We start from the raw sequence: 23,868 nt of genomic DNA, 5'->3' as shown, positions 1-23,868 counted from the left end.
TCGGCGACCGGTGAAGAGCAGCGAGGAGCGGAGCGTTCATGGCTGATGTCCCCACCCTGGTGGAGCAGGCGAGGCAGGGGCGGCCGCGTGCCGTGGCCCGGCTGATCTCACTGGTGGAGGGGGCCTCACCGCAACTCCGCGAGGTGATGGCCGCCCTGGCACCGCTCTCCGGCGGTGCGTACGTCGTCGGGCTCACCGGTTCGCCGGGTGTCGGCAAGTCGACGTCGACCTCGGCGCTGGTGACCGCGTACCGGAAGATCGGCAAACGGGTCGGCGTGCTCGCCGTCGACCCGTCCTCGCCGTTCTCCGGCGGCGCGCTGCTCGGCGACCGGGTGCGGATGAGCGACCACTCCTCCGATCCCGGTGTCTACATCCGCTCGATGGCCACCCGCGGGCACCTCGGCGGTCTGGCCTGGGCCGCGCCCCAGGCGATCCGCGTCCTGGACGCGGCGGGGTGCGATGTGGTGCTCGTCGAGACGGTCGGGGTCGGCCAGTCCGAGGTCGAGATCGCCTCCCAGGCGGACACCAGCGTGGTGCTGCTGGCCCCCGGGATGGGGGACGGGATCCAGGCGGCCAAGGCCGGGATCCTGGAGATCGGCGATGTGTACGTGGTGAACAAGGCCGACCGGGACGGGGCGGACGCGACCGCCCGGGAGCTCAACCACATGCTGGGTCTCGGGGAGGCGCGATCCCCGGGCGACTGGCGTCCCCCGATCGTCAAGACCGTCGCCTCGCGGGGCGAGGGCATCGACGAGGTCGTCGAGGCGCTGGAGAAGCACCGCGCCTGGATGGAGGAGCGGGGGGCACTCACCGAGCGCCGGGCCCGGCGGGCCGCGGGCGAGGTCGAGGCCATCGCCATGACCGCGCTGCGGGAGCGGATCGGTGACCTGCACGGGGACCGGCGCCTGGGCGTGCTCGCCGAGCGGATCGTGGCGGGCGAGCTCGATCCGTACGCCGCGGCGGACGAGTTGATCGAGGGTGTGACGAACGGCGGCTGACCGGCCGCCCGGACACCGCCCCGCCCCGGCGTGGGGCGCATACACGAAGGACGGGCCCGGGGCCGCTCCATTGCGGCTCCGGGCCCGTACTTCGTGCGGGTGCGCGGGGGATGCGCTCCTCCGGTCAGTCGTCCGCGCCGCGGTCGTCGTCCCGGTCGTCCCGGTCGTTGCGGTCGTCCCGGTCGTCACCGTGCCGGTCGTCGTCCCGGTCGTCCCGGTCTTCGCCGGCGCGGTCGTCGTCACCGTCCCGGTCGTCCCGGTCGTCCGCCTGCGCCGGCGCCTGCGTGGCCTTGCCGGTCTTCAGGTCCACCCGCACGTCGTGCTCCTTGCCGTCCTGGCCCTGGACTTCGAGGTCCCAGGCGTAGGCCGGGCCGTCGTCCTCCAGGTCGACCGAGGTGACGGTGCCCGGGACGGCCTTCAGCGCGGCGGCGATGGCCTCGCCGGCGTCCGTCCGCGCGCCCTTCGCGGCCTGGATCTCACGGGCGTCGTCGCGTCCGCGGTCGTCCTGGCCGGCGTCGTCACGGTCGTCCCTGGCGTCGTCCGCGTCGTCCCGCCGGTCGTCGCGGTCCCGGTCGTCCCGGTCGTCGCCGCGGTCGTCCCGGTCGTCGTCGGCGACCCGCAGGCTCGCGCCGGACTGCTGCGCTGCCGTCGCGCCGCCGTCGCCCGAGATGGCAAAGGCGCTGGCCGTACCACCCGTGACGAGGGCCGCCGCGGTGACGGTGGCGATCACGATGTTGCGCTTCATGAGGGTTTCCTCCCCTGTGTGGTGAATCGCGGTTGCTTGCGATGGGAACCACCGTGCCGGGGCGAGGCTGAAGCCAGGCTGAAGACGTCTGAAGGTTTCTTCAGGAACGGTCTGCGACTCTGGGCGTCATGCGTTTGCTGATAGTCGAGGACGAGAAGCGGCTCGCCCTGTCGCTGGCCCGGGGGCTCACGGCGGAGGGCTTCGCCGTCGATGTGGTGCACGACGGGACGGAGGGGCTGCATCGCGCGAGCGAGGGCTCGTACGACCTGATCGTCCTCGACATCATGCTGCCGGGGATGAACGGCTACCGGGTGTGCGGGGCTCTGCGGGCCGCCGGCAGTGATGTGCCGGTCCTGATGCTCACGGCAAAGGACGGTGAGTACGACGAGGCCGAGGGGCTGGACACCGGCGCCGACGACTACCTGACCAAGCCCTTCAGCTACGTCGTGCTGCTCGCCCGGGTGCGCGCCCTGCTGCGCCGCCGCGCCCGTACAGCCTCGCCGGTGCTGTCGGTCGGGGAGCTGAGCGTGGACACGGCGACCCGGCGCGTGACCCTCGAGGACACCGAAGTCACCCTGACGGCGAAGGAGTTCTCCGTGCTGGAGCACCTGGCGCTGCGCGCGGGCGAAGTGGTCTCCAAGTCCGAGATCCTCGAGCACGTCTGGGACTTCGCCTACGACGGGGACCCCAACATCGTCGAGGTCTACATCAGCGCGCTGCGGCGCAAACTGGGCGCACAGACCATCGGCACGGTGCGCGGCGCCGGATACCGGCTGGTGGCCGACCGTGCGTAGGGTCTTCGGCTCCGTACGCTCCCGCGCGGCACTCGGCGCCACCGCCGTCGTGGCGCTGGCGCTGGTCGCCGCGGGCATCTCGGTGCTGATGCTGCTGCAGAGCAGTCTGGACGGGCAGGTCAGCCTGCGGGCCGAGGTGCAGGCCCGGGAGGTCGCGGGGAAGCTCGCCTCGGGCGTCACGTACGACAAGCTCGACCTGCCGGACGCCGACGACGACGCGGTCCAGATCCTCGACGAGCGCGGGAGAGTCCTGGCGGCGAGCGAGGGCCTCGGAGCCGTGAACGGCGAGAAGGCCGACCCCGCGTCCACCGGCGGGGCACCGGCCGCGGGGGAGAAGCAGGGGAAGACCCGGGCGCAGGACCCGGAGGACCGGGAGGACCGGGAGGACCGGGAGGCGGACGAGCGCGATGGGGGCGACGACCCCGGCGACGCCGCCGAGGATCGCGAGGACGCCCAGGACAGCGACCCCGAGCCCCGCACGATCTCCGACGACGCGCACGTCAGCAGCGGCACCGCGACGGTGGAGGGGAAGACCGCCGACTACCGTTTCGCCTCCGTCGAGGCGACGGCGCCCGACCGCACGACGGTGACCGTCCGCGCCGGTGCCCCGCTGGCCCCCGAGCAGGAGACCGTCGGCGTCGTACGCAACGCGATGCTCGTCGGTCTGCCCCTGCTGCTGGTGGTCGTCGCGGGCGTGACCTGGCTGGTCACGCGGCGGGCGCTGCGCCCCGTCGAGGGCATCCGCAACGAGATGGCGGCGATCACGGCCTCCACCGATCTGTCCCGGCGGGTGCCGGAGCCGGACGCGCGGGACGAGATCGCGCGCCTGGCCCGTACGACGAACGAGACGCTGGCCGCACTGGAGGCCGCCGTGGAGCGGCAGCGGCGCTTCGTCGCCGACGCCTCGCACGAACTGCGCAGCCCCATCGCGAGCCTGCGCACCCAGCTCGAAGTGGGGGACGCCCACCCGGAGTTGCTGGATGTGGGCGGCGCGGTCGCGGACACCGTACGGCTGCAGCAGCTCGCCGCCGACCTGCTGCTGCTCGCCCGGCTGGACGCGGGGGAGGGGCCCAAGGAGGGCAGCAGGCTCGAACTGGCCGCGATGGTGCGGAAGGAGCTGGCGCAGCGGCACTGCGACCGCTTCCCGGTCGCCGCGGACCTGGGCGCGCAACCGCTGGAAGTGGCGGGCTCGCGCGGCCAGTTGGCGCGGGTGCTGGGCAATCTCGTGGACAACGCGCAGCGGCACGCGGCCGGGGAGGTACGCGTCACGCTGCGGTCCGAGGGCGGCACCGCGGTCCTGGAGGTGGCCGACGACGGGGCGGGGGTGCCACGGGAGGAACGGGAGCGGATCTTCGAGCGGTTCGTGCGCCTGGACGACGCCCGCAGCCGGGACGACGGAGGTGCCGGTCTGGGCCTCGCCATCGCCCGTGACGTGGCCGAACGGCACGGCGGGACACTGACGGTGGGCGAGGCGCGGTCGGGCGGAGCGGCGTTCGTCCTGCGTCTCCCGGCGACGCGTTCGGCGAGCTCTGCGGCGGGGACGACGGCGACGGCTTCGGCGGGGACGGCCGCGGTGGCAGATACGGCGGAGGAGGTGCGGGCCGGCAGCCGGCCGGGCTCGTAGGGGCGGAGCCGGCCGGACTCGTGGGCCCGCGTACGGTGTCGAGCCCGGCTGCGTCGGGCCCTTCGCGCAGCAGGGGCCAGGACCTGTCGTCAGCAGAGCGTCCTGTTCGCGGCGCGCTGGTGACGACAGGCTCTAGCTGCGTCCGCGCTGGGTGCGCAGATGGTCGGCCACCGGGGTCAACGAGGTGCGCAGCGCCTCGAGTTCATCGGCCGGCAGCAGGTCGATGAAGTGCCGGCGGACCGACTCGACATGGTGCGGTGCGACCTTCTGCATGGTCTCGGAGCCCAGGTCGGTGAGGACTGCGTACAGGCCGCGGCGATCCGATTCGCAGTGCTCACGGCGCACCAGACCCGCGTTCTCCATCCGTGTGATCTGATGGGAGAGGCGGCTCTTGGACTGGAGCGTGGCGGCGGCGAGGTCGCTCATCCGCATCCGCTGCTCATCGGACTCGGACAGGTTCACCAGGATCTCGTAGTCGTTGTTCGTCAGACCGAACGGCTGAAGATCCTTCTCGAGCTGGTGCATGAGTAGCTTGTTGACATCAAGGTGGGTACGCCAGGCCCGCTGCTCCTGGTCGGTGAGCCAGCGGACATCCGTCTCGGTCTCCATAGACTGATTCTACCTACAAAAGTTGAAATACGGACTATTGGCTGGTCAGGCAACGCCGTCCGTCCCCCCGAGACGTACGCGTGGGTGCACGCGTTCGACGTTACACTCCGCAGACTACCGCTCACAGCCCGAAGCGGCGCTGGAGGCCCCCCAGGGATCCCGGGAGCTGAGGGAGCTGCGGCGCTCCGGGCTGACCGCCGTGACCGCCGCCCGGCACACCCGCCTGGTGCGGTACGGCCGCGGTGGGCTGCTCGGCCATCAACACCTCCGTGGACTGCAGCAGGACCTGCCCGGCACCCACGAACTCGAACTGGTGCTCCTCGCCCGAGGCCCCGCCCACCCCCGTCAGTGCCCGCAGGCTGCCCAGCACGCCCCGCATGTACTGGTGGTCGTAGTGGTGGCACGGGGAGGGGCAGTCGGCCCAGCCCACCAGGGCCTGCGGGTCGACGCGGACCGGCGGCTCGACGAACTCGACCGGCCCGTTGGAGGCGGCCACGAACTTGCCGGTGCCGATGAGCGTGAGGAACCCCGGGATGATCGACTGCTTCAGCGACAGACCCGGCTGGAAGGCCAGCAGATTGCCGGAGCGGATGGTGAGGTTGCCGTCCTCCAGGTCGAAGGAGTTGACGTCGAAGGCCCGGTCGGCGAGCAGCATCTTGCCCTGGCCCTCGGCCACCACCCAGTCCTGCGCGTGCAGCGGGGAGTGGAAGTTGGCCGCGATCAGGCCGTCGAAGGCGCCGTGGCCGATGCCCTGGAAGTCGATCCGCCCGTAGTAGGCGATCATCTTCCCCTTCTGCAGGAACCACTGACCCTTGAGGTCGACGCAGAACGTGTAGGGGTTGACGTTGTCGTCGACCGGCAGCGTGTGCGGGTCGTACACCACGGGACCGGTCACAGCTTCTCCTCCGAGGCCTGGACGAACACGGCGCCGTTTCCGGACAGTTCGAGCTGGAAGGCCTCGCCGGAGCCGCGCCCCACCATGTCGCGCCAGCCGAGCGCGGTGGAGAGCTTGTTGCGTACGTCGCCGTGGTGCGCGACGTACGCCTGCGGGTCGACGTGGACCGGCCGCTGCGGGGTGACCGGCAGCTCGATCACCCCGCCGTGGGCCATCACCGCGACCGCGCCGTGGCCCTTGAGTGTGGTCGTGAACAGCCCCTGGCCGGTGACCTGTCCGCGCACCATGCCCATCACGCCCCCCTGCGAGCCCATGAACATCGTGCCCTGCTCCAGGGTGCCGTCGAAGGCCAGGAGCCGGTCGGCCTCCACGCAGAGGGTGTCGCCGGAGAGGTTGATCACCTGGATGTGGTGGCCGCCGTGGCCGAACATCACGGTGCCGCTGCCCTCCACGGTCATCAGCGGTGTCGCCTCACCCGCGACCCGCCGGCCGATCATGGAGGTCAGACCGCCCTGCCCGCCCTGCATGTTGGGGGTGAAGGTCACCTCGCCCTTGTACGCGAGCATGGCCCCGCGCTGGCTGAACATCCGCTGGCCGGGCACGATCCGCGCCTCGACCATCTTGGAGTTGATCTCCCGGAACGGCATCAGACCTCGCCCCCGACCGTGTTGCGCTCGCTGGGCTGGACGTAGACGAGCCCCTCGCCCTCGAAGCGGATCTGGAACGCCTCGCCCGAGCCTTCCCCTATGAAGGTGCGGAAGTTCACGCCGGACTGGAAGTGCTGGCGCAGATTGCCGGTGTGCGCGATGTAGGCCCCCGGGTCCACCTGGAGCGGGTACTGCGAGGTCACCCGGAGGACGACGGCCGGGCCGTCCGACATGATCGCCGCCTGGCCGGTGCCCTCGACGGTCGTGGTGAAGAGGCCGTTGCCCTGCGAGGCGCCGCGCAGTCCGGTGAAGCTCGTGCCGGTGCGCAGCCCGCCGTCGGCGCACAGCAGATTGCTGGCCTCGACGTACAGCGTCTCGCCGCTCAGAGTCACCAGGTTGATCTCGCTCGCGCGGTCCGCGAAGAAGCAGGTGCCGTGGCCCTTCACCTCCATCACTGTGAGCTGTTCGCCGGTGAGCCGGCGGGTCACCATGCCACGGAGGCCGTCGCCGCCCCCGGACAACTTCTTGAACGCCATGTCGCCGTCGTACGCGATCATCGAGCCGTTCTTGGCCTTCACGGCGTCGCCGGTCATGTCGATGGCGAGCACTTTGCTGCCTTGGAGTCGAAACTGAGCCACGCGCTGACGGTACCCGGGCGGACGCAGTCGGCGGAGGGGCTGTCACAATGGATTCGCTTGTGCGTCCGTTCACAAACTCGAAGAGGAATTCCCGTGGACATGAAGACGGCCTCCGCCCTCCGCCGCCTGCGCCTGGTCTCCGCCCCGGAGGCGGTTTCCTTTCTGCTCCTGCTCGTCTGCTCGGTGCTCAAGCGGACCACCGAGTTCAACGCGGTGCCCGTCATGGGCGCGGTCCACGGGCTGCTGTTCGTCCTGTACGTGCTCTTCTGGGCAGACGCCTGGAACCGCACCAAGTGGAGCTTCGGCACCGCGGCCCTCTACTTCGTCCTCTCCGTCCTGCCCGCCGGTGGTTTCTTCGCCGAGCGGAGGCTGCGCCGTGAGGCCGAGGCGGGTGTGATCGCCGCCCGTGCCCGCAAGGAAGGCACCGTCAACGCATGATCGTCGCCTTCTCGGTCACCCCGCTCGGCGTCGGCGAGGACGTGGGCGCCTACGTCGCCGACGCCGTGCGCGTGGTCCGTGAGTCGGGGCTGCCGAACCGTACGGACGCGATGTTCACCTCGGTCGAGGGTGAGTGGGACGAGGTCATGGACGTCGTCAAGCGGGCCGTCGCGGCGGTCGAGGCGAGCGCCGGAGGCCGGGTCTCGCTCGTCCTCAAGGCCGACATCAGGCCCGGTGTCACCGACGGCCTGACCTCCAAGGTCGAGACGGTGGAGCGCCACCTCGGGGAGCGCCCCGCCCACTGACGCGGCTCCGCCGTACGCCTCCCGCCGCGGGGCCGGCCCGGCATGCCTCCCGCCGCGCGCGGCACCGCTCCCGTCAGGCCGCCTCCGCCGGCGCGATGCCCAGCGGCGTGCGCTCGTAGAGGAGCAGCGCCGCCTCTGCCACAGGCCGCGTGGGCTGATCTGCCCCTGTCCGGCAGTGGTCGGAACCCTTCGCCATGGGCGCCTGCTCCTCCCGGCGGTTACCCCAGATAGGGAGTTGAGCGGTGCTCCAGGTAGTGGCTGATGCGTAGCCGCTGGGTGTGGTGCATGGGCAGGTCGTCCAGGGCGCTCGGGTCGAACCAGCGGAGTTCCAGGGACTCATCCGAGATTGCCAGCGCCCCGCCGACGACCCGAGCTCGAAAACACACGTTGAACTGTCGGCGCACCTCCCCGTCGCTGTATGCGATGACGTGACGGGGGTCTGTGTACGTGCCGACAAGGCCCGTCACTTCGATGTCCAGTCCGGTCTCTTCCTTGACCTCCCGGACGGCCGTCCCGGGCAGGCTGTCGAACATCTCCATGCCACCGCCCGGCAGCGCCCATTTTCCCGAGTCGGCCCGTCGCTGAAGCAGGATGCGGCCCTGGCCGTCGGCCACCACGGCGGAGGCAGCCACAACCAGACTGTTGGGCTCCGGGGCGTTGGGGTCGCCGAAGAACTCAGTGCGTGCCACTAGGAAGCCTCCACAGGGCAGGCCGCCTGCCAGACGGCGTCAAAGCTCTCCGCGTACCCGTCGAACATGCGGCCACCTTCGGCACGGCGCAGATGCCAGACAGGCGCGGCATACGCGTTCACTCCCCAGACGTGAGCGTTGACCAACATCTGATCGTCCACGCGGAACAGCGAGTTGTAGAGCGTCGTCCCATGCGTCCGTAGCTCGATGCCCGGGACACCGATCAGCGACCGGTAGTGGAGGAGGGCTAGGCGACAGCGTGACTCAATGCCGTGCCCGTACTTCTCCTCGCGGCCGCGGGCCGCCACGTTCGCCGAGTCGGCGTCCCCCAGGGCGATTCGCACCGCGCAACTTGCCTCCGCCTTCTCCCGTAGAAGGTCGTTCAACTTCGGGTACGCCTCATGCAAGAAGACGGCCGCGTACACCAGGACGTCGATGCGCTCCCGCGCTGACGCCAACAGGTCGATGAACACGGACACCGGCAGGTCTGCCCGTTGCTCGTAGAGGGCCACCAGTTCCGCGCTGACGGCCCGCGCTGTGCGCACCTGGCGCAGGGCCGGCCAGAGCGCGTGTACGTCCGCTTGGAGGGTCAGGGCGGCCTTCACTGCGGTTGCCCGATGGGGCACTCGGGCGAGATTCACCCACCGCTCAACTGACTTCGGGTCTACGCCGACTTGTTCCGCCAGGGTCGCGTGCGTCCACCCTCCGGCGGCCATCGTTGCCCGTAGTCGTTCATTCGCAGCCATAGGGACGTTCTACCCCTCTTGGGACGTCCCGAAGTGGGAAATGTGCGAGGTTCCCACGTCCCAGCGCCCGACCGGATCCTGAAGCCTCAAGTGGGAAGGCAGCGAGGAGAGTCGATGGCATTGTCAACGGCCAAGACGAACGCGAGAGAAGGCGGTTCCGCCGCCTACGCCGACCAGACGGCAGAGTCGGGCCTCGCCGTCGACCACGCGGGTCGGGTGCCCCGGTTGCTGCCCTGGACCACCGACAGCGGCAAACCGTGCCTGTTGAGCAGTGACAACCCAGCGGGGTTCGTGTCTCGTCTTGCCGACGACATGGAAGCGGCCCAGCTCGCCATGGCTGCCGATGTCCTGGAGGACACTCGCAAGGTCTTGGGCGACCGCCTGTCCACGCGTGCCGCAGTGGAGTACGCCGGAATCCGGCTCATCGAGTGTCTGGCGGATGTTCTCCGGGTCGCCGAGTCTCGCGGTCTACGCCTGGCGGGACTGCGTGAGACCGGGGACGACAGCGCCACTGAGGGCGACGTAGTCGCCCCCTCGGGAGGGGCCCCATGACCCGCGCGATCTTCCGCTTCGTGAACCACACGATCCGGCATGCTCCAGAAGGCGGGGTCACCTTCGAGGCTTTGTGTGTGAGCCACGGCTGCGACGCGACGTCCGGCCCGCAGGACGAGCAGGGCTCAGCCCAGGACTGGTGCCTACGCCATACCGGCCGCACCGGACACGACCTCTTCCGGCGCGTGATCACGGACCACGCACGCGTGACCCGCGCGGAGTAGCTCCGGCCCGCTGGGCGATGCCCTCGCGGTCAGGCCGCCTCCGCCAGCGCGATGCCCAGCGGCGTGCGCTCGTAGAGGACCTGGTGGCCGAAGCGGTACGAGGTCAGCAGGCCCGCACCACGCAGCGTGGAGAGATGGGCCGACACCGAGGACGGGGCGAGCCCGAGGCGCTGGGCGAGGGCGGTCGTCGTCGCGGGCTCGGCGAGCGCGGCCAGTACGGTGGCCCGCCCGCGTCCGAGCAGTGCGGCCAGCGCCTGGGGCGGTCCGCCTCCCGGCTCGGTCCACAGGCCGCCGGTCCCGCGCGCCGCGTACACCACGGTCGCCGCCTCCGGGCGCGTGGAGCCGGGCTCGCGCTCCGGGGCGAATCCGCGCACCCCGTCCGGCCCGACGAAGACACTGGGCACCAGGACCAGCCCCTCCCCGCCCGTGATCCGTGGCTCCTCGCCGTACGAGCGGCCCTCCGTGCCCTCCGTGCCGTCCCGGCCGTCCCGGACCGTGAGCGTCCCCCGGGACCAGGAGACCCTCGGATGCAGCTCGCCGATGAGCCGCTCGGGACCGCCGTCCGCGAGGCGCAGGGAGTGGAACGCGATGTCCGCCTCCAGCAGGCTCCGCAGCGACGGCCAGTCCGGGGAGACCAGGGCACGCCAGGCCAGCTCCAGCAGATCCGCCAGCTCGCGCACCGTACGCCCGGGGTCCTCCAGCAGGGTCCGGCCCAGGGGTCCGGCGGCGGCACCCGGAGTCGCGGACAGCGAGCGGGCAAGATCCGCGTACGCCCGCTCCGGATCCGTGGCCCGCACCTGGGCCAGCTCGTCGTCGATGACGGAGAACGGCCCGCCGGGCGGCGGGCACAGGAAAGCCGGGACGGGACCCCGCTCCGGCATCAGCAGCCGCAGCGCCCGCAGGTCCAGCCCCGCCGCGGCGGTCCCCATGCGCCGCAGCCACGGCAGACGGCTGCCGTGGCGCAGCGGGCGCCCGAGCATGCGGACGGCCTCCCGCACCTCCCAGAGGGGCGAGACGGCGAACCGGCAGCGCAGCGGGTCCCCGTCCGCGAAGCGGATATGGATCGGCACCCGACGGCACCTCCCTCCGGGCCGGCCTTCCGGCCTGGGCCGAGAACGTTGCGTCGCCGCGCATCTACCCAGCGGACATGCCGGGCATGTCTCCTTTGCTGCTCACGTGAATCCGGAGCGTGAGACAGGGCTGACCGCGCTGTGACCGGCCGCTAAGGTCGAGGCGTGCCGAAGCCGCTCAGTCTGCCGTTCGACCCCATCGCCCGTGCCGATGAACTGTGGAAGCAGCGATGGGGGTCCGTGCCGTCGATGGCGGCGATCACCTCGATCATGCGCGCCCACCAGATCCTGCTCGCGAAGGTCGACGCGGTCGTCAAACCGTACGGTCTGACCTTCGCCCGGTACGAGGCGCTGGTGCTGCTCACCTTCAGCAAGGCCGGCGAACTGCCCATGTCGAAGATCGGCGAGCGGCTCATGGTGCATCCGACCTCGGTGACCAACACCGTGGACCGCCTGGTGAAGTCGGGCCTGGTCGGCAAGCGGCCCAACCCCAACGACGGACGCGGGACGCTGGCCGCCATCACCGGGAAGGGCCGCAGGGTCGTGGACGAGGCGACGCGCGACCTGATGGCCATGGACTTCGGCCTCGGGACGTACGACTCCGAGGAGTGCGCGGAGATCTTCGCGCTGCTGCGGCCCCTGCGGATCGCGGCCGAGGACTTCGAGGGCCAGTGACGCACGGCCGCCGGCGCGGCGGCGGCCGGAGGCGCGGCAGGCCCCCGCGGCCGGGCGCGGGCGCGGGGCCCGCCGGAAGGCCGCCCGGCACCTGCGGTTACGCTCGTGTGCCATGAAGAAGAGCGTGCTGACCCGATACCGGGTGATGGCCTACGTCACCGCCGTCATGCTGCTGGTGCTGTGCACCTGCATGGTCTTCAAGTACGGCTTCAAGACCGGCGAGGACGTCACCTTCGTCGTCTCGCAGATCCACGGCCTGCTCTACATCGTCTACCTGGTCGTGACCTTCGACCTGGGCTCCAAGGCGAAGTGGGGCTTCGACAAGCTGCTCTGGGTGCTGCTGTCCGGGACGATTCCTTTCGCCGCCTTCTTCGTCGAGCCCAAGGTCGTCGCTCGGGTGAAGCCGCTGGTCAGCGACGTGCAGGCGCGGCCGGCCAAGGCGTAGGCCGCCGCCTCGTACGTGCTGCGGGGCGGGTTCCCGTCGACAATTACTAGGACGTCCTAGTAAATTCGAGGGTATGGAAGCCGACGCCATCGAAGAGGGCCGCCGCCGCTGGCAGGCCCGGTACGACGCCTCCCGCAAGCGGGACGCGGACTTCACCACGCTCTCCGGAGACCCCGTGGAGCCCGTCTACGGCCCGCCGCCGGGGAGCACCGTGCCCGGCTTCGAGCGGATCGGCTGGCCCGGGGAGTACCCGTACACCCGGGGCCTGCACGCCACCGGGTACCGCGGCCGTACCTGGACCATCCGCCAGTTCGCCGGCTTCGGAAACGCCGAGCAGACGAACGAGCGCTACAAGATGATCCTCGCCAACGGCGGCGGCGGGCTCAGCGTGGCCTTCGACATGCCGACGCTCATGGGCCGCGACTCCGACGACCCGCGCTCGCTGGGCGAGGTCGGTCACTGCGGTGTCGCCATCGACTCGGCCGCCGACATGGAGGTCCTCTTCAAGGACATCCCGCTCGGCGACGTCACGACGTCGATGACCATCAGCGGGCCCGCCGTGCCGGTCTTCTGCATGTACCTGGTGGCCGCCGAGCGCCAGGGCATCGACCCGGGCATCCTCAACGGCACCCTGCAGACCGACATCTTCAAGGAGTACATCGCGCAGAAGGAGTGGCTGTTCCAGCCCGAGCCCCATCTGCGTCTGATCGGCGACCTGATGGAGCACTGCACGCGCTCCATCCCCGCGTACAAGCCTCTGTCGGTCTCCGGCTACCACATCCGGGAGGCGGGCTCGACGGCCGCGCAGGAGCTGGCGTACACGCTCGCCGACGGCTTCGGCTATGTCGAGCTGGGCCTCTCCCGCGGCCTGGACGTGAACACCTTCGCGCCCGGCCTCTCCTTCTTCTTCGACGCGCACCTCGACTTCTTCGAGGAGATCGCCAAGTTCCGCGCGGCGCGCCGCATCTGGGCGCGCTGGATGCGCGAGGTCTACGGCGCGACGTCGGAGAAGGCGCAGTGGCTGCGCTTCCACACCCAGACCGCGGGTGTCTCGCTGACCGCCCAGCAGCCGTACAACAACGTCGTACGGACCGCGGTCGAGGCGCTGGCCGCCGTGCTCGGCGGCACCAACTCCCTGCACACCAACGCCCTCGACGAGACCCTCGCCCTGCCGAGCGAGCAGGCCGCGGAGATCGCGCTGCGCACGCAGCAGGTGCTGATGGAGGAGACCGGCGTCGCCAACGTCGCGGACCCCCTGGGCGGTTCCTGGTACATCGAGGCGCTGACCGACCGCATCGAGGCCGACGCGGAGAAGATCTTCGACCGCATCAAGGAGCGGGGCCTGCGGGCCCACCCGGACGGCAAGCACCCGATCGGGCCGATCACCTCGGGCATCCTGCGCGGCATCGAGGACGGCTGGTTCACCGGCGAGATCGCCGAGTCGGCCTTCCAGTACCAGCAGTCCCTGGAGAAGGGCGACAAGCGGGTCGTGGGCGTCAACTGCCACACCGGCTCGGTCACCGGCGACCTGGAGATCCTGCGCGTCAGCCACGAGGTCGAGCGCGAGCAGGTGCGTGCCCTCTCCGGCCGCAAGGCCGCACGCGAGGAGGAGCGCGTACGCACCGCCCTGGACGCGATGGTCGCGGCGGCACGCGACGGCGGCAACATGATCGAACCGATGCTGGACGCCGTACGGGCCGAGGCCACCCTCGGCGAGATCTGCGGCGTGCTGCGCGACGAGTGGGGCACGTACACGGAGCCGGCCGGCTTCTGACGCCTCCCCTCTTACCCGTCTCGGTGCACAAGCCGGCCCCGGCGGCCCTTCCGGCCGCCGGGGCCGGCTGTGCGCCCGGGTCCGGCGGGCCGGGAGGGCCGCGGAAGGCCACTCGGCAGTTTGCGCGTGAGCGGCTCAACCCGGGCGCGGGAAACGGATCGTGAAGACCGCGCCGCCGCCCGGCGCCCGCCCCGCCTCCGGCTCCGCGCCGTGGGCCTGCGCGATACGGCGGACCATCGCGAGCCCGAGCCCCGAGCCCGGCAGGGCCCGGGCCGCGTCCGCGCGGTAGAAGCGGTCGAAGACGTACGGGAGATCCGCCGCCGCGATACCGGGACCGTGATCCCGTACGACCAGGTGCGGCGCGCCGCCCTCCACCGTCAGCGCCGTCTCGACCGGGCCGCCCTGCGGGCTGAACTTCGCCGCGTTGTCCAGGAGGTTGCCCAGCATCCGGCTCAGCCGGGACGGGACGCCCGGCACCGTCAGGCGCGATGCCTCGGGGGAGACCTCGACCGTGAATGCGACCGCCGGCCAGTGCTCCCGCGCCGCCGCCACCCCGTACTCCAGCAGGCCCGCGAGCATCACGTCCTCCAGCAGCGGCTGCGGCTCCTCGTCCCGCGCCAGTTCGATGAGGTCGCCGACCAGCTGCCCCACCTCGCGGATCTGCCGTCCCAGCGCGCCCGCCGCGCGCTCGCGCTGCGCCGCGGTCAACCGGTCGCCGCGGGCGAGCAGTTCGGCGTTGGTGCGCAGGGCGGTGAGCGGCGTTCGCAGCTCGTGCGAGGCGTCGGCGACGAGCTGCCGCTGCGCGGCGACCGACTGCTCGAGTTCGCCCAGCATGGTGTTGAAACTGCTCGCCAGCCGGGTCACCTCGTCCTCGCGCCCCGGCGGCCCCGGCGGCAGTTCGATGCGGTGCCGGGCGTCCCGCGTCGCCGCGATCCGCTCGGCGGTCGCGGTCAGCCGGGCGACCGGGGCGAGGCCGGTGCGCGAGACCCAGTAGCCCAGGCCCGCGGCGACCAGCACCCCCGCGGCGCCCACCACACCCAGCAACTGGCCGGCCTGCCGTACGCCGTCGTCCACGGTGTCGGCGCGCAGCGCGGCCTGCACGGCCTGGCCCTCCCTCACGCTTTCGGTGAGCAGTCGCATCCGGTGCCCCTGGAAGGAGATGTCCTTGTAAGCGGCGGGGCGGCGGCCCGCGGCCACGTCCCGGGTGCCCCGGGTGACGGGCAGCAGGTACGGGCGGTCCGGATCGTCCGCGGGGTCGGCCGGGACGATCTGGGTGCAGGCGGGGGAGCCGAGCAGCCGGCACTCGCCGGAGACCACCTGCGGGCCCTCGTCCTGCACGTCCCCGCCGACGCCCCGCACCGCCTGGCTCAGGCTGAGGTCGAGCTGACGGTTGAGTTCGTAGCGCAGGACGACGAACGCCGCCGTGCACACCCCCACCACGACCACGGCCACCGCCGCCGACGCGACCAGCGCGAGCCGGGTGCGCAGCGGACGGCGGCGGCGCCAGCGGGCGCCCAGCGAACGGCGGGCGCTCATACGAGGTCCAGCCGGTAGCCGACGCCGTGCACGGTGTGGACAAGCCGCGGCTCGCCGCCCGCCTCCAGCTTCCGTCGGAGGTAACCCACGTACACCGCCAGGGAGTTGGTGTCCGGGCCGAACGTCGCGCCCCACACCCGTTCGAGGATCAGTTCCCGCGGCAGCACCTGCCCGGGGTGCGCGAGCAGCAGCTCCAGCAGCGCGAACTCGGTCCGGCTGAACTCCAGCCGCCGCCCGCCGCGTACGCCGGTGCGGGTCGCGGGGTCCACGACGAGGTCGGCGAAGGAGCTGGGAGGGGAGTCCCCGGCGGCGTCCGGGGCTGCGCGCCGCAGCAGCGCCCGTACGCGCGCGGTCAGTTCGTCGAGCGCGAAGGGCTTGACCAGATAGTCGTCGGCTCCGGCGTCGAGGCCGTCGACGCGCTCGCTCACGGCGTCGAGCGCGGTCAGGACGAGTACGGGCATACGGTCACCGAGCCCGCGCAGCCGGCGGCACACCGCGAGCCCGTCGAGCACGGGCATGAGCACATCGAGGACGACGGCATCGGGCTGCCACGCGGCCACGGCACTGAGCGCGTCCAGGCCGTCGGCGGCGCCGCGGACGGTGAACCCCTCGATCGTGAGCCCGTCCTCGACGGCGGCTAGTACCTCGGGGTCGTCGTCGACGACGAGGATCCTCGCCCCGTCGGCCACCCCGCTCACCTCCGCTCCCGGACGGCCGCGGCCGGTGCTCCGCGGTGCGGTCCGCCCGGCGTCGCGGGCCCGTCCGGCTGCCTGCGCGGTGCCGCGGCCGTCCGCCCGGCGCCGGACCCGGCCGCGTCCCGCAGAGTGTGGCGGGGCGCGCGGCCCGGGGCGGTGGGCGGGGGCGGGAGGCCTCGGTGACCGGTCGGCGGTGCGGTGTTCATAGCACCCAAGGCTGCCAAACCCTGCTCTTAGATCCGTCTTAGGCCCGCCCCGCAGCCTGACGTCCATGCCGAAACCGAACCAGCCCCCGCCGGGCGCCCCGACACGGCCGCTGTCCGTGGTCATCGGGGCCGGTGGAACCGGGGGCCACATCTATCCCGGCCTCGCGCTCGCCGAGGCCCTGCGCCGTGCGGACCCGTACGCGGACATCAGCTTCGTGGGGACGGAGCGGGGCCTGGAGACCCGGCTCATCCCCGCGGCGGGCTTCCCGCTGCACACCGTCGACATGATCCCGTTCGATCCCGCGCTCGGTGCCCGCCGCTATCTGCTGCCCGCCGCGCTGATGCGCTCCGGAGCCCAGGTCCGGAGCATCCTGCGGCGCCGGGGCGCGCAGGTCGCGGTCGGCATGGGCGGGTATCCCAGTGCTCCCGTCATCGTCGGCGCGCGGCTCGCCGGGCTGCCGAGCCTCATCCACGAGTCCAACGCCGTGCCGGGGAGGGCCAACCGCTTCGCCGCCCGCCTCACCCCGCACATCGCGCTCGCCTTCGACCGCACCCGCGCGCACCTGCCGTCCGGCGCGGACGCCGACACCGTCGGCATGCCGCTGGTCGGTCCCGTCGCCACCCTGGACCGGCACGGGATGCGCGCCGACGCCCGCCGCGCGTTCGGCGTGCCCGACGGGGTGCGGCTGCTGGTGGTGAACGGCGGCAGCCTCGGTGCGGCGCGCCTCAACGAAGCGGCCGTGGGCCTCGCCAGGCGCTGGCGGGCCAGGACGGACGTACGGCTGCTGGTGAAGACCGGCCCGGACGCCCTCGCAGGTGTACGGACCCGGCTCGCCGCCGAGGGCGGCGAGCGAGTCGCGCAGGCCGTGGCCTACCTCGACCGCATGGACCTCGCCTACGCGGCGGCGGACCTCGTCGTGTGCCGTGCCGGCTCGGCGACGGTCGCCGAACTGGCGGCCACCGGCCTCCCGGCCGTGCTCGTGCCCTATCCGCACGCCCCGGGCGACCACCAGACGCACAACGCCCGCGTGCTCTCCGAGGCCGGTGCCGCCCTGCTGCTGCAGGACGGCGAGACGACTGCGGAAAGGCTGGCGGAGCTCACCGAACCGCTGTTGAACGACCCGGCGCGGCTCGCCGCCATGAGCGGCGCCGCCGACCCGGGGACCCACGCACGGGCCGCCGACCTCCTGGCCGCCAAGGTGCTGCGGCTCGCCGGGCGTTCCGCGCCGACCGACCCCCACCCCCGTACGAAGGAGCAGTACGCGTCATGACCGATCCGACCTCGCCGTCCTGGGCCGACCGCACCGTCCTCGTGACCGGAGCCGAGGGCTTCATCGGCTCCACCCTCGTCGATCTGCTCGTCGAGCGCGGCGCGCGGGTCCGCGCGCTCGTCCACTACAAGCCGTACGCCGCCGCTGGGCACCTCGCCCGCTACCTCGGTCCGGAGAGCCCCGTGGAGTTGCTCGCCGGGGACGTACGGGACGCGGGGCGCGTGATGGACGCGGTGGCGGGCTGCGACACCGTCTTCCACCTCGCCGCGCTCATCGGGATCCCGTACAGCTACGAGTCTCCCGAGTCCTACGTGCAGACCAATGTCACCGGCACGCAGAACATCGCCGCGGCCTGTCACCGGTACGGCGTGCGCAGGCTGGTCCACACCTCCACGAGCGAGGTCTACGGCACCGCGCGCACCGCCCCCATCGCCGAGGACCACCCGCTGCAGCCCCAGTCGCCGTACTCCGCCTCGAAGATCGGTGCGGACATGATGGCCCTGTCGTACGCGCACGCCTTCGACCTGCCGGTCACGGTCGTGCGGCCGTTCAACACCTACGGTCCGCGTCAGTCCGGACGCGCGGTGATCCCCACGATCCTGGCCCAACTCCACGCCGGCGCCCGCGAGATACGGCTCGGGTCGCTCGCGCCCACCCGCGACTTCACCTTTGTCACGGACACGGCCGCCGGTTTCCTCGCGCTGGCGGAGTGCGACCGCGCGCTGGGCGATGTGGTCAACCTCGGCAGCGGCCGGGAGATCGCCATCGGCGAGCTCGCGGAGGCGCTGATCGCCGCGACGGGCTCGGCCGCGCGCGTCGTGGTGGATCCGGCGCGGCTGCGCCCGGCGGGCAGTGAGGTGGAGCGGCTGCTGTCCGACAACTCCCGCGCCCGGGAGTGGGCGGGCTGGCAGCCGGAGGTCACCTTGGAAGAGGGCCTGCGCCGTACCTCCCGGTGGGTCGCGGACCACCTGCACCGCTTCACGGCCGACCGCTACGACGTGTAGGCCCACGCGCCACGAGCGCTGCCGGGGGCCGTGCCGCGGCAGGCCGGCCGGCAGGGGGCGCGGAGGGGCGGCTCCGCCGGCCGGGTCAGTCCGGCCGGCCCACCGCCCCCAGCCCGCCGAGCAGGACGGCCGTGAAGTCCCGGACCCAGGCCTCGTCCACGCGCTCGCCGCTCACCAGCGAGCGGTGCACCACCGCGCCCGCCGTCATGTCGAAGATCAGGTCCACGGCGCGTGCCGCGGCCGTCGCACCCTCCGCGCCCGGTGCGTCGGGCGGCAGCTCGCCCCGGGCCTGCGCACGTTCGCGGCCGAGCAGCACCAGCCGCTTCTGTCGGTCCACGATCGCCGACCGGATACGGGCCCGCAGCACCTCGTCGCGGGTCGACTCGGCGACGACCGCCATCAGCGCGGTCTTGGTCTCCGGCCGCTGCAGCAGCGCCGCGAACTGCAGCACCACACTCTTGATGTCGCCCTGGAGGCCGCCCCGGTCGGGGAGTTCGAGCTCGTCGAAGAGGATCGCGACCGCGTCGACCACGAGCTCGCTCTTGTTCGCCCAGCGGCGGTAGAGCGTGGTCTTCGCCACTCCGGCCCGCGCGGCGACATCGCCCATCGTCAGCTTTCCCCAGCCGAGTTCGACGAGCGCGGCGCGGGTGGCGTCAAGGATGGCCTGGTCAGCCTCGGCGCTGCGCGGACGTCCCGTACGGCCGGAGCGGCTCGTACGGCCGGAGATGCTGCACATGCGGGCGACCCTACCGCGCGGTATGCCGGGGGGCGGGGTTGCTCCGCCCGGGGTTCCATCAGATACGCTACGGCCCGTAGCGAAACACGGTGAACATGCGACAACCACAGGCGCGAGGGTGGGGACCCGGCGCCGATCAGGACGCCGTGTCCTTGACGGAAACAGGCGCTTTTCCGATCTCTGCGCGGAAGGGGGAGGATGTACTCATGCAGCCACGGAACATGTCCATGAGCGGAGTCGTCGACCTCGGCGCGGTGAAGGCCGCCGGGGAAGCCAAGCAGAAGGCGGAGCAGGCCCGGGCCGAGGCGGCCCGCGGCGGCGGGCCGCGGACGACCCCCGATCGTCTCGTCTTCGATGTCGACGAGGCGGGCTTCGAGCGCGACGTCCTCCAGCGCTCCGCCGAGGTTCCCGTCGTCATCGACTTCTGGGCCGAGTGGTGCGAGCCCTGCAAGCAGCTCAGCCCGGTGCTGGAGAACCTCGCGACCGAGTACGCGGGCCGCTTCGTGCTCGCCAAGATCGACGTCGACAGCAACCAGATGCTCTTCCAGCAGTTCGGCGTGCAGGGCATTCCCGCGGTCTTCGCCGTGATCGCGGGTCAGGCGCTGCCGCTGTTCCAGGGGGCCGCCCCGGAGGGGCAGATCCGCCAGGTGCTGGACCAGTTGATCGAGGCGGCGGAGCAGCGCTTCGGGATCGTGGGCGCCCCGGTCGAGCCGGGCGAGGAAGGTGCCGAGGAGGCCGACGAGGCCCCGAGCGTGCCCGCCGGCCCGTACGACAGCGCGCTCGGCGCCGCACACCAGGCGCTGGACGCCGGTGATCTCGGCGGGGCGATCCAGGCGTACAGCAATGTGCTCGCCGACGACCCGGGCAACGCGGAGGCGAAGCTCGGCCTGGCCCAGGCCGAGTTGCTCCGGCGTGTGGAGGGGGCCGACGCGCAGGCGGTGCGCAAGGCCGCCGCGGACCGGCCGGGCGATGCGGCCGCACAGCTCGCGGCCGCGGACCTGGATCTGGTCGGCGGTCATGTCGAGGACGCCTTCGGACGGCTCATCGACGCCGTCAAGCGCACGGCGGGGGACGACCGGGAGGCCGCCCGCGTCCGGCTGTTGGAGCTGTTCGAGGTGATCGGCAGTGACGACCCCCGGGTGACCGCCGCGCGCAACGCGCTGGCACGCGTTCTCTTCTGACCGTTTCGCCCCGGTCAGGAGTGGAGGGCGGCGGGGTGGGGGAAGAATCTCCTGCCGTGACCGACGGACGGGCCTTCTGTCCGCGTTGTACAGGGTGACGGCCGCCGAGCCGCCACCTTTACCCACCCCGGGGACGCCTGACATACCGTCATCCGGGGCCTGAAGTGACCACGGCGGCCGCGCTTTACCAAAACTTGGTAATCGCGGCCGCTGTTACTGGCAGTAAATGAACCGCGGGCCCTTGTCCGCGTATGTGCCAATTACTCCTCCACAATCGGGCATTGAACCGGCGACCCTGCGTACCCGGCCGAGATACGTCGGCCACGGATCGGTTATCCGTCCGTTACTCCCCAGTAACGCGGGCCTTGTGCCGGACCCGGTTGATGCACCACGATCGGCCACGCTCGGTCCAAACCCGCAGCCCGGAATCCGTTCGGTGCTGCGGGCGTCCTGGGTCCCCACCGAGCAGGCCGGCGGCAGTGGCGCCGGCCTTGGACAGGGGGGTCTCTGCCGAACCCTCGGCAGGGCCTGTCCAGAGAGGTTGCGCGACAGCGTGGCCAGTGGTTGTCGCTCGGGGGTGATCGCCGGTGATTCGGGTGCGGTTCGCGCCTCCGAGTACGACGGCGCTCTCCTTCCCGAGGACGTAGCACTTCTCCCATCCCAGGTAGGGCCGGCCCACCGGCCCCGCCGGAGATGTACGTCCGAGAAGGAGGAAAGTCATGGAGTCCCTGGCACGTGGCGGGACCAGATGGAAGCGGTTCGCCGTTGTCATGGTGCCCAGCGTCGCGGCGACCGCCGCGATCGGCGTCGCCCTCTCGCAGGGTGCGCTCGCGGCATCGTTCAGCGTGTCCGGCCAGCAGTTCAAGGTCAGCGCGGAGCGGCTCGAGGGTAAGGGTTTCGTCCAGTACGGGGCCTACGACACACAGGTCGGCGGGAAGAACGTCCCCGTCGCGGTCTCCGCGTTCAAGAGCGCGAAGATCAACAAAATGTGCCAGTCCGTCGTCACGCCGGACATCCCGCTTGTCGGCACTGTGACACTGCAGCTCAACGCAGGTGGCGAGGCCCCGGTCGAGGCCGAGAACCTGTACATCGACGTGGCGCAGCTCGACGCCAACGCCACGTTCAAGAACATCAACATCGGTGTCGCCGCCGGTTCCAGCACCAAGGGCCCCGGCATCAACAAGGGTGACCACGCGAGCCCTGCCGGCTTCGCTCAGGAGGCCGACAGCGCCACCCTGACCGACGTCAAGCAGACCGCATGGGCCACCAGCGCCGGAACCTTCAAGCTGAGCGGGCTCAGCATGAAGCTCCACAAGGGCGTCAAGGAGTGCTACTAAGCACTCGCCGGGCGGGTGGGAAGCCCCGGTTTCCCGCCCGCCCAACCCCTGAACTCTGTTGTAACAACGCCGTCCCCAGGAGCTGTTTTCCATGAGCGCCGAGTCACCAGGGCTGCGTGACCGAATTCGATACTGGCGGCTTCGCTTCCGCGGATGGCGCGGCGGGCGGCCGTTCTGGGCGGGCCTGCTGACGATTCTCGGCGGCGCGCCGATCGCGTACCTGCCGTACGCCAACCTCAAGGTCGGTCAGCTCACCATCCGCATGGCGACGACGGCGGGCGCGGGCTCGCTGATCATCGGCGTACTGCTGGTGACACTCGGCCTGACCATGTGGTTCCACCCCATCGTCCGGGTGTTCGCGGGTGTTGCGACGATTTTGCTGGCCCTGGTCTCCATCCCCGTGTCCAACCTCGGCGGTTTTCTGGTCGGCTTCCTGTTCGCGCTGACCGGTGGTGCTCTGTCCATCGCCTGGGCGCCGGCCGGCGCCGGCGGCAGGCCGGCCGTGCGGACCGGTGATCAGCCGGACACGGCGCCCACGGACGCCGGGGACTCGTACGAAGCCGGAAGGGTTGTCGAAGTGAATGGCGGGAGGCACCGTGCAGGCTGACGAGGCCCGGCCGGTCGCGGCCGGAAGCGGCGACTCCCCCGTGGCTCGCCCCGTCAGAACGGGGCCGCGTCACGCGGCACCCCGGAAGTCGCTGCTCACCAAGTTGCAGATTCCGGCAGGCAAGGCGATAGCCCTGGCCGCAATGCCCACAGCGGTGTTCGTGGGCATGGGCCTGACCCCGAAGCTCGCCCAGGCGGACGAGGTTCCCGGGAATCCCTTCGCCCCCGGGCCCTGCGTCACGCGCTCCGACGAGCCGTCGGAGAAGGAGAAGGAGAAGGCCGAGAAGTCGCCCTCTCCGTCCGAGTCGCCGGATGCCTCGAAGTCGGCCGAGCCGAGCGAGAAGTCCTCGGCGAAGCCGAGTCCCTCCGGGGACAAGGCGGACGACGCCGGTAAGTCGGAGAAGCCGGAGCCGACGCCGTCCGAGTCCACCCCGGCCGAGGAGACCCCCTCGCCCGAGCCGAGCCCGACGGAGTCCAAGAACCCACTGGACCCGCTGGGTGTCGGTGAGAAGCTCAAGGACCTCTTCGACGGCGACGACGAGGAAGAAGAGGAAGAGGAGCCGGCTCCGGCCGAGAGCAGCTCCACGCCCTCCGCGACGCCGAGTTCCGAGACGAGTGAACCCAAGCCCTCCAAGACCGCGGACAAGCCCGCGGAGACCGTCGACAAGACCAAGGACGCCATCAAGGATGCGGCGGACAAGGTCGGTGCGAAGGTCGAGGAGGTCGGCGACGAGGCCAAGAAGTCCGTGGACAAGGCCTCCGACGGCGTCAAGGACGCGACCGAGGGTGCGACCGGCAAGGACGGCAAGAAGCCGTTCCCCTGCCCGGAGAAGGACCCCAAGGCGCTGGCCGCCGCCGACCTGGAGGAGGGCATCCCGCTGCTCCCGGACGAGGCGTGGCGCCTGGAGACCTCCAAGCTCACGCTGCGCGGCCTGGACTTCAAGGGCATCGTCGAGGTCAAGACCTACAGCGGCAACGTCAAGAAGGTCCTGAAGTTCACCGCCAAGGAAACGGACATCAAGGACCTGCATCAGACGGTGTCCGGCGCGCAGGGCACCACCGCCCATGTGAAGGCCGCCGAAGGCAGCACATCGGAGCTTCGCGGCGGCACGGTGACCATGTACACCGAGGAGCTGAGCGGCAAGCTGTTCGGGCTGATCCCCGTCACCTTCAGCCCCGACAGCCCGCCGCCGATCAACGTGCCCTTCGCGATCTTCACCGACGCCAAGGTGCGCCAGGCCGGCCAGTTCGGCGGCACGCTCACCGTCCCGGGCATACAGCAGTTCAGCACCGAGTAGGTCCGGACACACGCACACAGAAGGGGGGGGGGGGGGGGGGGGGCGGGGGGGCGCGCCCCCCGGGGGGGGGGGGGGGGGGGGGGGGGGGGGGGGGGGGGGGGCGCCCCCCCCCCCCCCCCCCCGCGGCGGG

The 23,868-nt window shown here is 71.6% G+C and carries 28 protein-coding genes; 16 read left to right on the top strand and 12 right to left on the bottom strand.

All coding sequences use genetic code 11. From position 1 onward, the window contains the following. Positions 1 to 38 precede the first annotated feature (38 nt). Complete coding sequence (gene meaB / locus ACGFNH_RS09840; protein WP_393652530.1) at positions 39 to 998, top strand: methylmalonyl Co-A mutase-associated GTPase MeaB; 960 nt, start codon at positions 39 to 41, stop codon at positions 996 to 998. A 124-nt stretch (positions 999 to 1,122) separates the two neighbouring features. On the opposite strand, the gene ACGFNH_RS09835 is transcribed toward meaB, so the two are convergent. Beyond that, on the bottom strand, positions 1,123 to 1,743 hold the full coding sequence (locus ACGFNH_RS09835) for a PepSY domain-containing protein (protein WP_393652529.1): 621 nt from the start codon (positions 1,741 to 1,743) through the stop codon (positions 1,123 to 1,125). A 128-nt stretch (positions 1,744 to 1,871) separates the two neighbouring features. Here ACGFNH_RS09835 and ACGFNH_RS09830 point away from each other — a divergent pair, with 128 nt between their 5' ends. Together ACGFNH_RS09830 and ACGFNH_RS09825 are read left to right on the top strand one after the other, a co-directional pair. After that, entirely contained in the window at positions 1,872 to 2,537 is a 666-nt protein-coding gene (locus ACGFNH_RS09830) for a response regulator transcription factor (RefSeq protein ID WP_393652528.1), read from the top strand. Next, a complete protein-coding gene (locus ACGFNH_RS09825) occupies positions 2,530 to 4,161 on the top strand; it encodes a sensor histidine kinase (RefSeq protein WP_393652527.1) in 1,632 nt (543 codons plus the stop codon). Before ACGFNH_RS09830 ends, ACGFNH_RS09825 begins: the two co-directional genes overlap by 8 nt. Before the next feature lie 132 nt (positions 4,162 to 4,293). Here the strand turns inward: ACGFNH_RS09825 and ACGFNH_RS09820 are convergent, their stop codons facing one another. The 4 genes from ACGFNH_RS09820 to ACGFNH_RS09805 form a co-directional block, all read right to left on the bottom strand. Next, entirely contained in the window at positions 4,294 to 4,770 is a 477-nt protein-coding gene (locus ACGFNH_RS09820; protein ID WP_393652526.1) for a MarR family winged helix-turn-helix transcriptional regulator, read from the bottom strand. Positions 4,771 to 4,891: 121 nt separating this feature from the next. After that, positions 4,892 to 5,665: an AIM24 family protein gene (locus ACGFNH_RS09815; RefSeq protein ID WP_393652525.1), complete on the bottom strand. Its 774-nt coding sequence runs from the start codon at positions 5,663 to 5,665 to the stop codon at positions 4,892 to 4,894. Next, complete coding sequence (locus ACGFNH_RS09810) at positions 5,662 to 6,312, bottom strand: AIM24 family protein (RefSeq protein ID WP_393652524.1); 651 nt, start codon at positions 6,310 to 6,312, stop codon at positions 5,662 to 5,664. Before ACGFNH_RS09810 ends, ACGFNH_RS09815 begins: the two co-directional genes overlap by 4 nt. Then, on the bottom strand, positions 6,312 to 6,950 hold the full coding sequence (locus tag ACGFNH_RS09805; protein WP_393652523.1) for an AIM24 family protein: 639 nt from the start codon (positions 6,948 to 6,950) through the stop codon (positions 6,312 to 6,314). Before ACGFNH_RS09805 ends, ACGFNH_RS09810 begins: the two co-directional genes overlap by 1 nt. Positions 6,951 to 7,043: 93 nt before the next feature. Between ACGFNH_RS09805 and ACGFNH_RS09800 the strand changes: the two genes are divergently transcribed. Both ACGFNH_RS09800 and ACGFNH_RS09795 read left to right on the top strand, forming a co-directional pair. Beyond that, complete coding sequence (locus ACGFNH_RS09800) at positions 7,044 to 7,388, top strand: DUF3817 domain-containing protein (protein ID WP_393652522.1); 345 nt, start codon at positions 7,044 to 7,046, stop codon at positions 7,386 to 7,388. Further along, positions 7,385 to 7,693 (top strand): MTH1187 family thiamine-binding protein, encoded by a 309-nt coding sequence (locus ACGFNH_RS09795; protein ID WP_393652521.1) that lies wholly within the window; start codon positions 7,385 to 7,387, stop codon positions 7,691 to 7,693. The genes ACGFNH_RS09800 and ACGFNH_RS09795 overlap by 4 nt, the downstream gene beginning before the upstream one ends. Positions 7,694 to 7,766: 73 nt before the next feature. On the opposite strand, the gene ACGFNH_RS09790 is transcribed toward ACGFNH_RS09795, so the two are convergent. Genes ACGFNH_RS09790 through ACGFNH_RS09780 form a run of 3 tightly spaced genes read right to left on the bottom strand, consistent with a single transcriptional unit; the run spans position 7,767 to position 9,098 of the window. Next, entirely contained in the window at positions 7,767 to 7,889 is a 123-nt protein-coding gene (locus ACGFNH_RS09790; protein ID WP_393652520.1) for a hypothetical protein, read from the bottom strand. 22 nt (positions 7,890 to 7,911) lie between these two features. After that, positions 7,912 to 8,382 (bottom strand): NUDIX domain-containing protein, encoded by a 471-nt coding sequence (locus ACGFNH_RS09785; protein ID WP_393652519.1) that lies wholly within the window; start codon positions 8,380 to 8,382, stop codon positions 7,912 to 7,914. Then, entirely contained in the window at positions 8,382 to 9,098 is a 717-nt protein-coding gene (locus tag ACGFNH_RS09780; RefSeq protein WP_393652916.1) for an XRE family transcriptional regulator, read from the bottom strand. Before ACGFNH_RS09780 ends, ACGFNH_RS09785 begins: the two co-directional genes overlap by 1 nt. A 144-nt stretch (positions 9,099 to 9,242) precedes the next feature. Here ACGFNH_RS09780 and ACGFNH_RS09775 point away from each other — a divergent pair, with 144 nt between their 5' ends. Together ACGFNH_RS09775 and ACGFNH_RS09770 are read left to right on the top strand one after the other, a co-directional pair. Further along, positions 9,243 to 9,680, top strand: coding sequence for a hypothetical protein (locus ACGFNH_RS09775; RefSeq protein WP_393652518.1), 438 nt, complete (start codon positions 9,243 to 9,245; stop codon positions 9,678 to 9,680). After that, positions 9,677 to 9,904, top strand: coding sequence for a hypothetical protein (locus tag ACGFNH_RS09770; protein WP_393652517.1), 228 nt, complete (start codon positions 9,677 to 9,679; stop codon positions 9,902 to 9,904). The genes ACGFNH_RS09775 and ACGFNH_RS09770 overlap by 4 nt, the downstream gene beginning before the upstream one ends. A 29-nt stretch (positions 9,905 to 9,933) precedes the next feature. Here the strand turns inward: ACGFNH_RS09770 and ACGFNH_RS09765 are convergent, their stop codons facing one another. Beyond that, positions 9,934 to 10,974 carry an ArsR/SmtB family transcription factor gene (locus ACGFNH_RS09765; RefSeq protein ID WP_393652516.1) on the bottom strand — a complete coding sequence of 347 codons (1,041 nt, stop codon included), beginning with the start codon at positions 10,972 to 10,974 and terminating at the stop codon, positions 9,934 to 9,936. A gap of 165 nt (positions 10,975 to 11,139) precedes the next feature. On the opposite strand from ACGFNH_RS09765, the gene ACGFNH_RS09760 reads away from it, so the two are divergent. From ACGFNH_RS09760 to ACGFNH_RS09750, 3 genes are all read left to right on the top strand, one after another. Beyond that, on the top strand, positions 11,140 to 11,649 hold the full coding sequence (locus ACGFNH_RS09760; RefSeq protein WP_393652515.1) for a MarR family winged helix-turn-helix transcriptional regulator: 510 nt from the start codon (positions 11,140 to 11,142) through the stop codon (positions 11,647 to 11,649). A 112-nt stretch (positions 11,650 to 11,761) separates the two neighbouring features. Continuing rightward, complete coding sequence (locus ACGFNH_RS09755) at positions 11,762 to 12,094, top strand: DUF3817 domain-containing protein (RefSeq protein WP_393652514.1); 333 nt, start codon at positions 11,762 to 11,764, stop codon at positions 12,092 to 12,094. A 73-nt stretch (positions 12,095 to 12,167) separates the two neighbouring features. Continuing rightward, positions 12,168 to 13,868 (top strand): methylmalonyl-CoA mutase, encoded by a 1,701-nt coding sequence (locus ACGFNH_RS09750; protein ID WP_393652513.1) that lies wholly within the window; start codon positions 12,168 to 12,170, stop codon positions 13,866 to 13,868. Between the two features lie 135 nt (positions 13,869 to 14,003). Here ACGFNH_RS09750 and ACGFNH_RS09745 read toward each other — a convergent pair whose 3' ends face one another. Both ACGFNH_RS09745 and ACGFNH_RS09740 read right to left on the bottom strand, forming a co-directional pair. Continuing rightward, on the bottom strand, positions 14,004 to 15,404 hold the full coding sequence (locus ACGFNH_RS09745) for a sensor histidine kinase (RefSeq protein WP_393652512.1): 1,401 nt from the start codon (positions 15,402 to 15,404) through the stop codon (positions 14,004 to 14,006). After that, entirely contained in the window at positions 15,401 to 16,093 is a 693-nt protein-coding gene (locus tag ACGFNH_RS09740; RefSeq protein ID WP_393652915.1) for a response regulator transcription factor, read from the bottom strand. Before ACGFNH_RS09740 ends, ACGFNH_RS09745 begins: the two co-directional genes overlap by 4 nt. A gap of 277 nt (positions 16,094 to 16,370) precedes the next feature. Between ACGFNH_RS09740 and ACGFNH_RS09735 the strand changes: the two genes are divergently transcribed. Further along, positions 16,371 to 17,576: a glycosyltransferase gene (locus tag ACGFNH_RS09735; RefSeq protein WP_393652511.1), complete on the top strand. Its 1,206-nt coding sequence runs from the start codon at positions 16,371 to 16,373 to the stop codon at positions 17,574 to 17,576. After that, entirely contained in the window at positions 17,573 to 18,580 is a 1,008-nt protein-coding gene (locus ACGFNH_RS09730; RefSeq protein WP_393652510.1) for an SDR family NAD(P)-dependent oxidoreductase, read from the top strand. The genes ACGFNH_RS09735 and ACGFNH_RS09730 overlap by 4 nt, the downstream gene beginning before the upstream one ends. A gap of 85 nt (positions 18,581 to 18,665) precedes the next feature. Here the strand turns inward: ACGFNH_RS09730 and ACGFNH_RS09725 are convergent, their stop codons facing one another. Then, positions 18,666 to 19,316 carry a TetR/AcrR family transcriptional regulator gene (locus ACGFNH_RS09725; protein ID WP_393652509.1) on the bottom strand — a complete coding sequence of 217 codons (651 nt, stop codon included), beginning with the start codon at positions 19,314 to 19,316 and terminating at the stop codon, positions 18,666 to 18,668. A 206-nt stretch (positions 19,317 to 19,522) separates the two neighbouring features. Between ACGFNH_RS09725 and ACGFNH_RS09720 the strand changes: the two genes are divergently transcribed. From ACGFNH_RS09720 to ACGFNH_RS09705, 4 genes are all read left to right on the top strand, one after another. Beyond that, positions 19,523 to 20,497, top strand: coding sequence for a tetratricopeptide repeat protein (locus tag ACGFNH_RS09720; protein WP_393652508.1), 975 nt, complete (start codon positions 19,523 to 19,525; stop codon positions 20,495 to 20,497). 719 nt (positions 20,498 to 21,216) lie between these two features. Beyond that, on the top strand, positions 21,217 to 21,834 hold the full coding sequence (locus ACGFNH_RS09715; protein ID WP_393652507.1) for a DUF6230 family protein: 618 nt from the start codon (positions 21,217 to 21,219) through the stop codon (positions 21,832 to 21,834). Between the two features lie 91 nt (positions 21,835 to 21,925). Further along, complete coding sequence (locus ACGFNH_RS09710) at positions 21,926 to 22,441, top strand: DUF6114 domain-containing protein (protein ID WP_393652506.1); 516 nt, start codon at positions 21,926 to 21,928, stop codon at positions 22,439 to 22,441. Beyond that, positions 22,431 to 23,738, top strand: coding sequence for a hypothetical protein (locus ACGFNH_RS09705; protein ID WP_393652505.1), 1,308 nt, complete (start codon positions 22,431 to 22,433; stop codon positions 23,736 to 23,738). The genes ACGFNH_RS09710 and ACGFNH_RS09705 overlap by 11 nt, the downstream gene beginning before the upstream one ends. Positions 23,739 to 23,868 lie beyond the last annotated feature (130 nt).

The organism is Streptomyces sp. NPDC048639, assembly GCF_043199075.1.
In the GTDB taxonomy this organism is placed as follows: domain Bacteria; phylum Actinomycetota; class Actinomycetes; order Streptomycetales; family Streptomycetaceae; genus Streptomyces.
This window is presented reverse-complemented; position numbering and strand designations above follow the sequence as displayed.

Excerpts from the sequence above, each read along its gene's own strand:
- meaB (WP_393652530.1), top strand. The coding sequence starts at position 39 with ATGGCTGATGTCCCCACCCTGGTGGAGCAGGCGAGGCAGGGGCGGCCG.
- ACGFNH_RS09835 (WP_393652529.1), bottom strand. The coding sequence starts at position 1,743 with ATGAAGCGCAACATCGTGATCGCCACCGTCACCGCGGCGGCCCTCGTC.
- ACGFNH_RS09830 (WP_393652528.1), top strand. The coding sequence starts at position 1,872 with ATGCGTTTGCTGATAGTCGAGGACGAGAAGCGGCTCGCCCTGTCGCTG.
- ACGFNH_RS09820 (WP_393652526.1), bottom strand. The coding sequence starts at position 4,770 with ATGGAGACCGAGACGGATGTCCGCTGGCTCACCGACCAGGAGCAGCGG.
- ACGFNH_RS09810 (WP_393652524.1), bottom strand. The coding sequence starts at position 6,312 with ATGCCGTTCCGGGAGATCAACTCCAAGATGGTCGAGGCGCGGATCGTG.
- ACGFNH_RS09795 (WP_393652521.1), top strand. The coding sequence starts at position 7,385 with ATGATCGTCGCCTTCTCGGTCACCCCGCTCGGCGTCGGCGAGGACGTG.
- ACGFNH_RS09790 (WP_393652520.1), bottom strand. The coding sequence starts at position 7,889 with ATGGCGAAGGGTTCCGACCACTGCCGGACAGGGGCAGATCAGCCCACG.
- ACGFNH_RS09780 (WP_393652916.1), bottom strand. The coding sequence starts at position 9,098 with ATGGCCGCCGGAGGGTGGACGCACGCGACCCTGGCGGAACAAGTCGGC.
- ACGFNH_RS09775 (WP_393652518.1), top strand. The coding sequence starts at position 9,243 with ATGGCATTGTCAACGGCCAAGACGAACGCGAGAGAAGGCGGTTCCGCC.
- ACGFNH_RS09770 (WP_393652517.1), top strand. The coding sequence starts at position 9,677 with ATGACCCGCGCGATCTTCCGCTTCGTGAACCACACGATCCGGCATGCT.
- ACGFNH_RS09755 (WP_393652514.1), top strand. The coding sequence starts at position 11,762 with ATGAAGAAGAGCGTGCTGACCCGATACCGGGTGATGGCCTACGTCACC.
- ACGFNH_RS09750 (WP_393652513.1), top strand. The coding sequence starts at position 12,168 with ATGGAAGCCGACGCCATCGAAGAGGGCCGCCGCCGCTGGCAGGCCCGG.
- ACGFNH_RS09745 (WP_393652512.1), bottom strand. The coding sequence starts at position 15,404 with ATGAGCGCCCGCCGTTCGCTGGGCGCCCGCTGGCGCCGCCGCCGTCCG.
- ACGFNH_RS09735 (WP_393652511.1), top strand. The coding sequence starts at position 16,371 with ATGCCGAAACCGAACCAGCCCCCGCCGGGCGCCCCGACACGGCCGCTG.
- ACGFNH_RS09730 (WP_393652510.1), top strand. The coding sequence starts at position 17,573 with ATGACCGATCCGACCTCGCCGTCCTGGGCCGACCGCACCGTCCTCGTG.
- ACGFNH_RS09725 (WP_393652509.1), bottom strand. The coding sequence starts at position 19,316 with ATGTGCAGCATCTCCGGCCGTACGAGCCGCTCCGGCCGTACGGGACGT.
- ACGFNH_RS09720 (WP_393652508.1), top strand. The coding sequence starts at position 19,523 with ATGCAGCCACGGAACATGTCCATGAGCGGAGTCGTCGACCTCGGCGCG.
- ACGFNH_RS09715 (WP_393652507.1), top strand. The coding sequence starts at position 21,217 with ATGGAGTCCCTGGCACGTGGCGGGACCAGATGGAAGCGGTTCGCCGTT.
- ACGFNH_RS09710 (WP_393652506.1), top strand. The coding sequence starts at position 21,926 with ATGAGCGCCGAGTCACCAGGGCTGCGTGACCGAATTCGATACTGGCGG.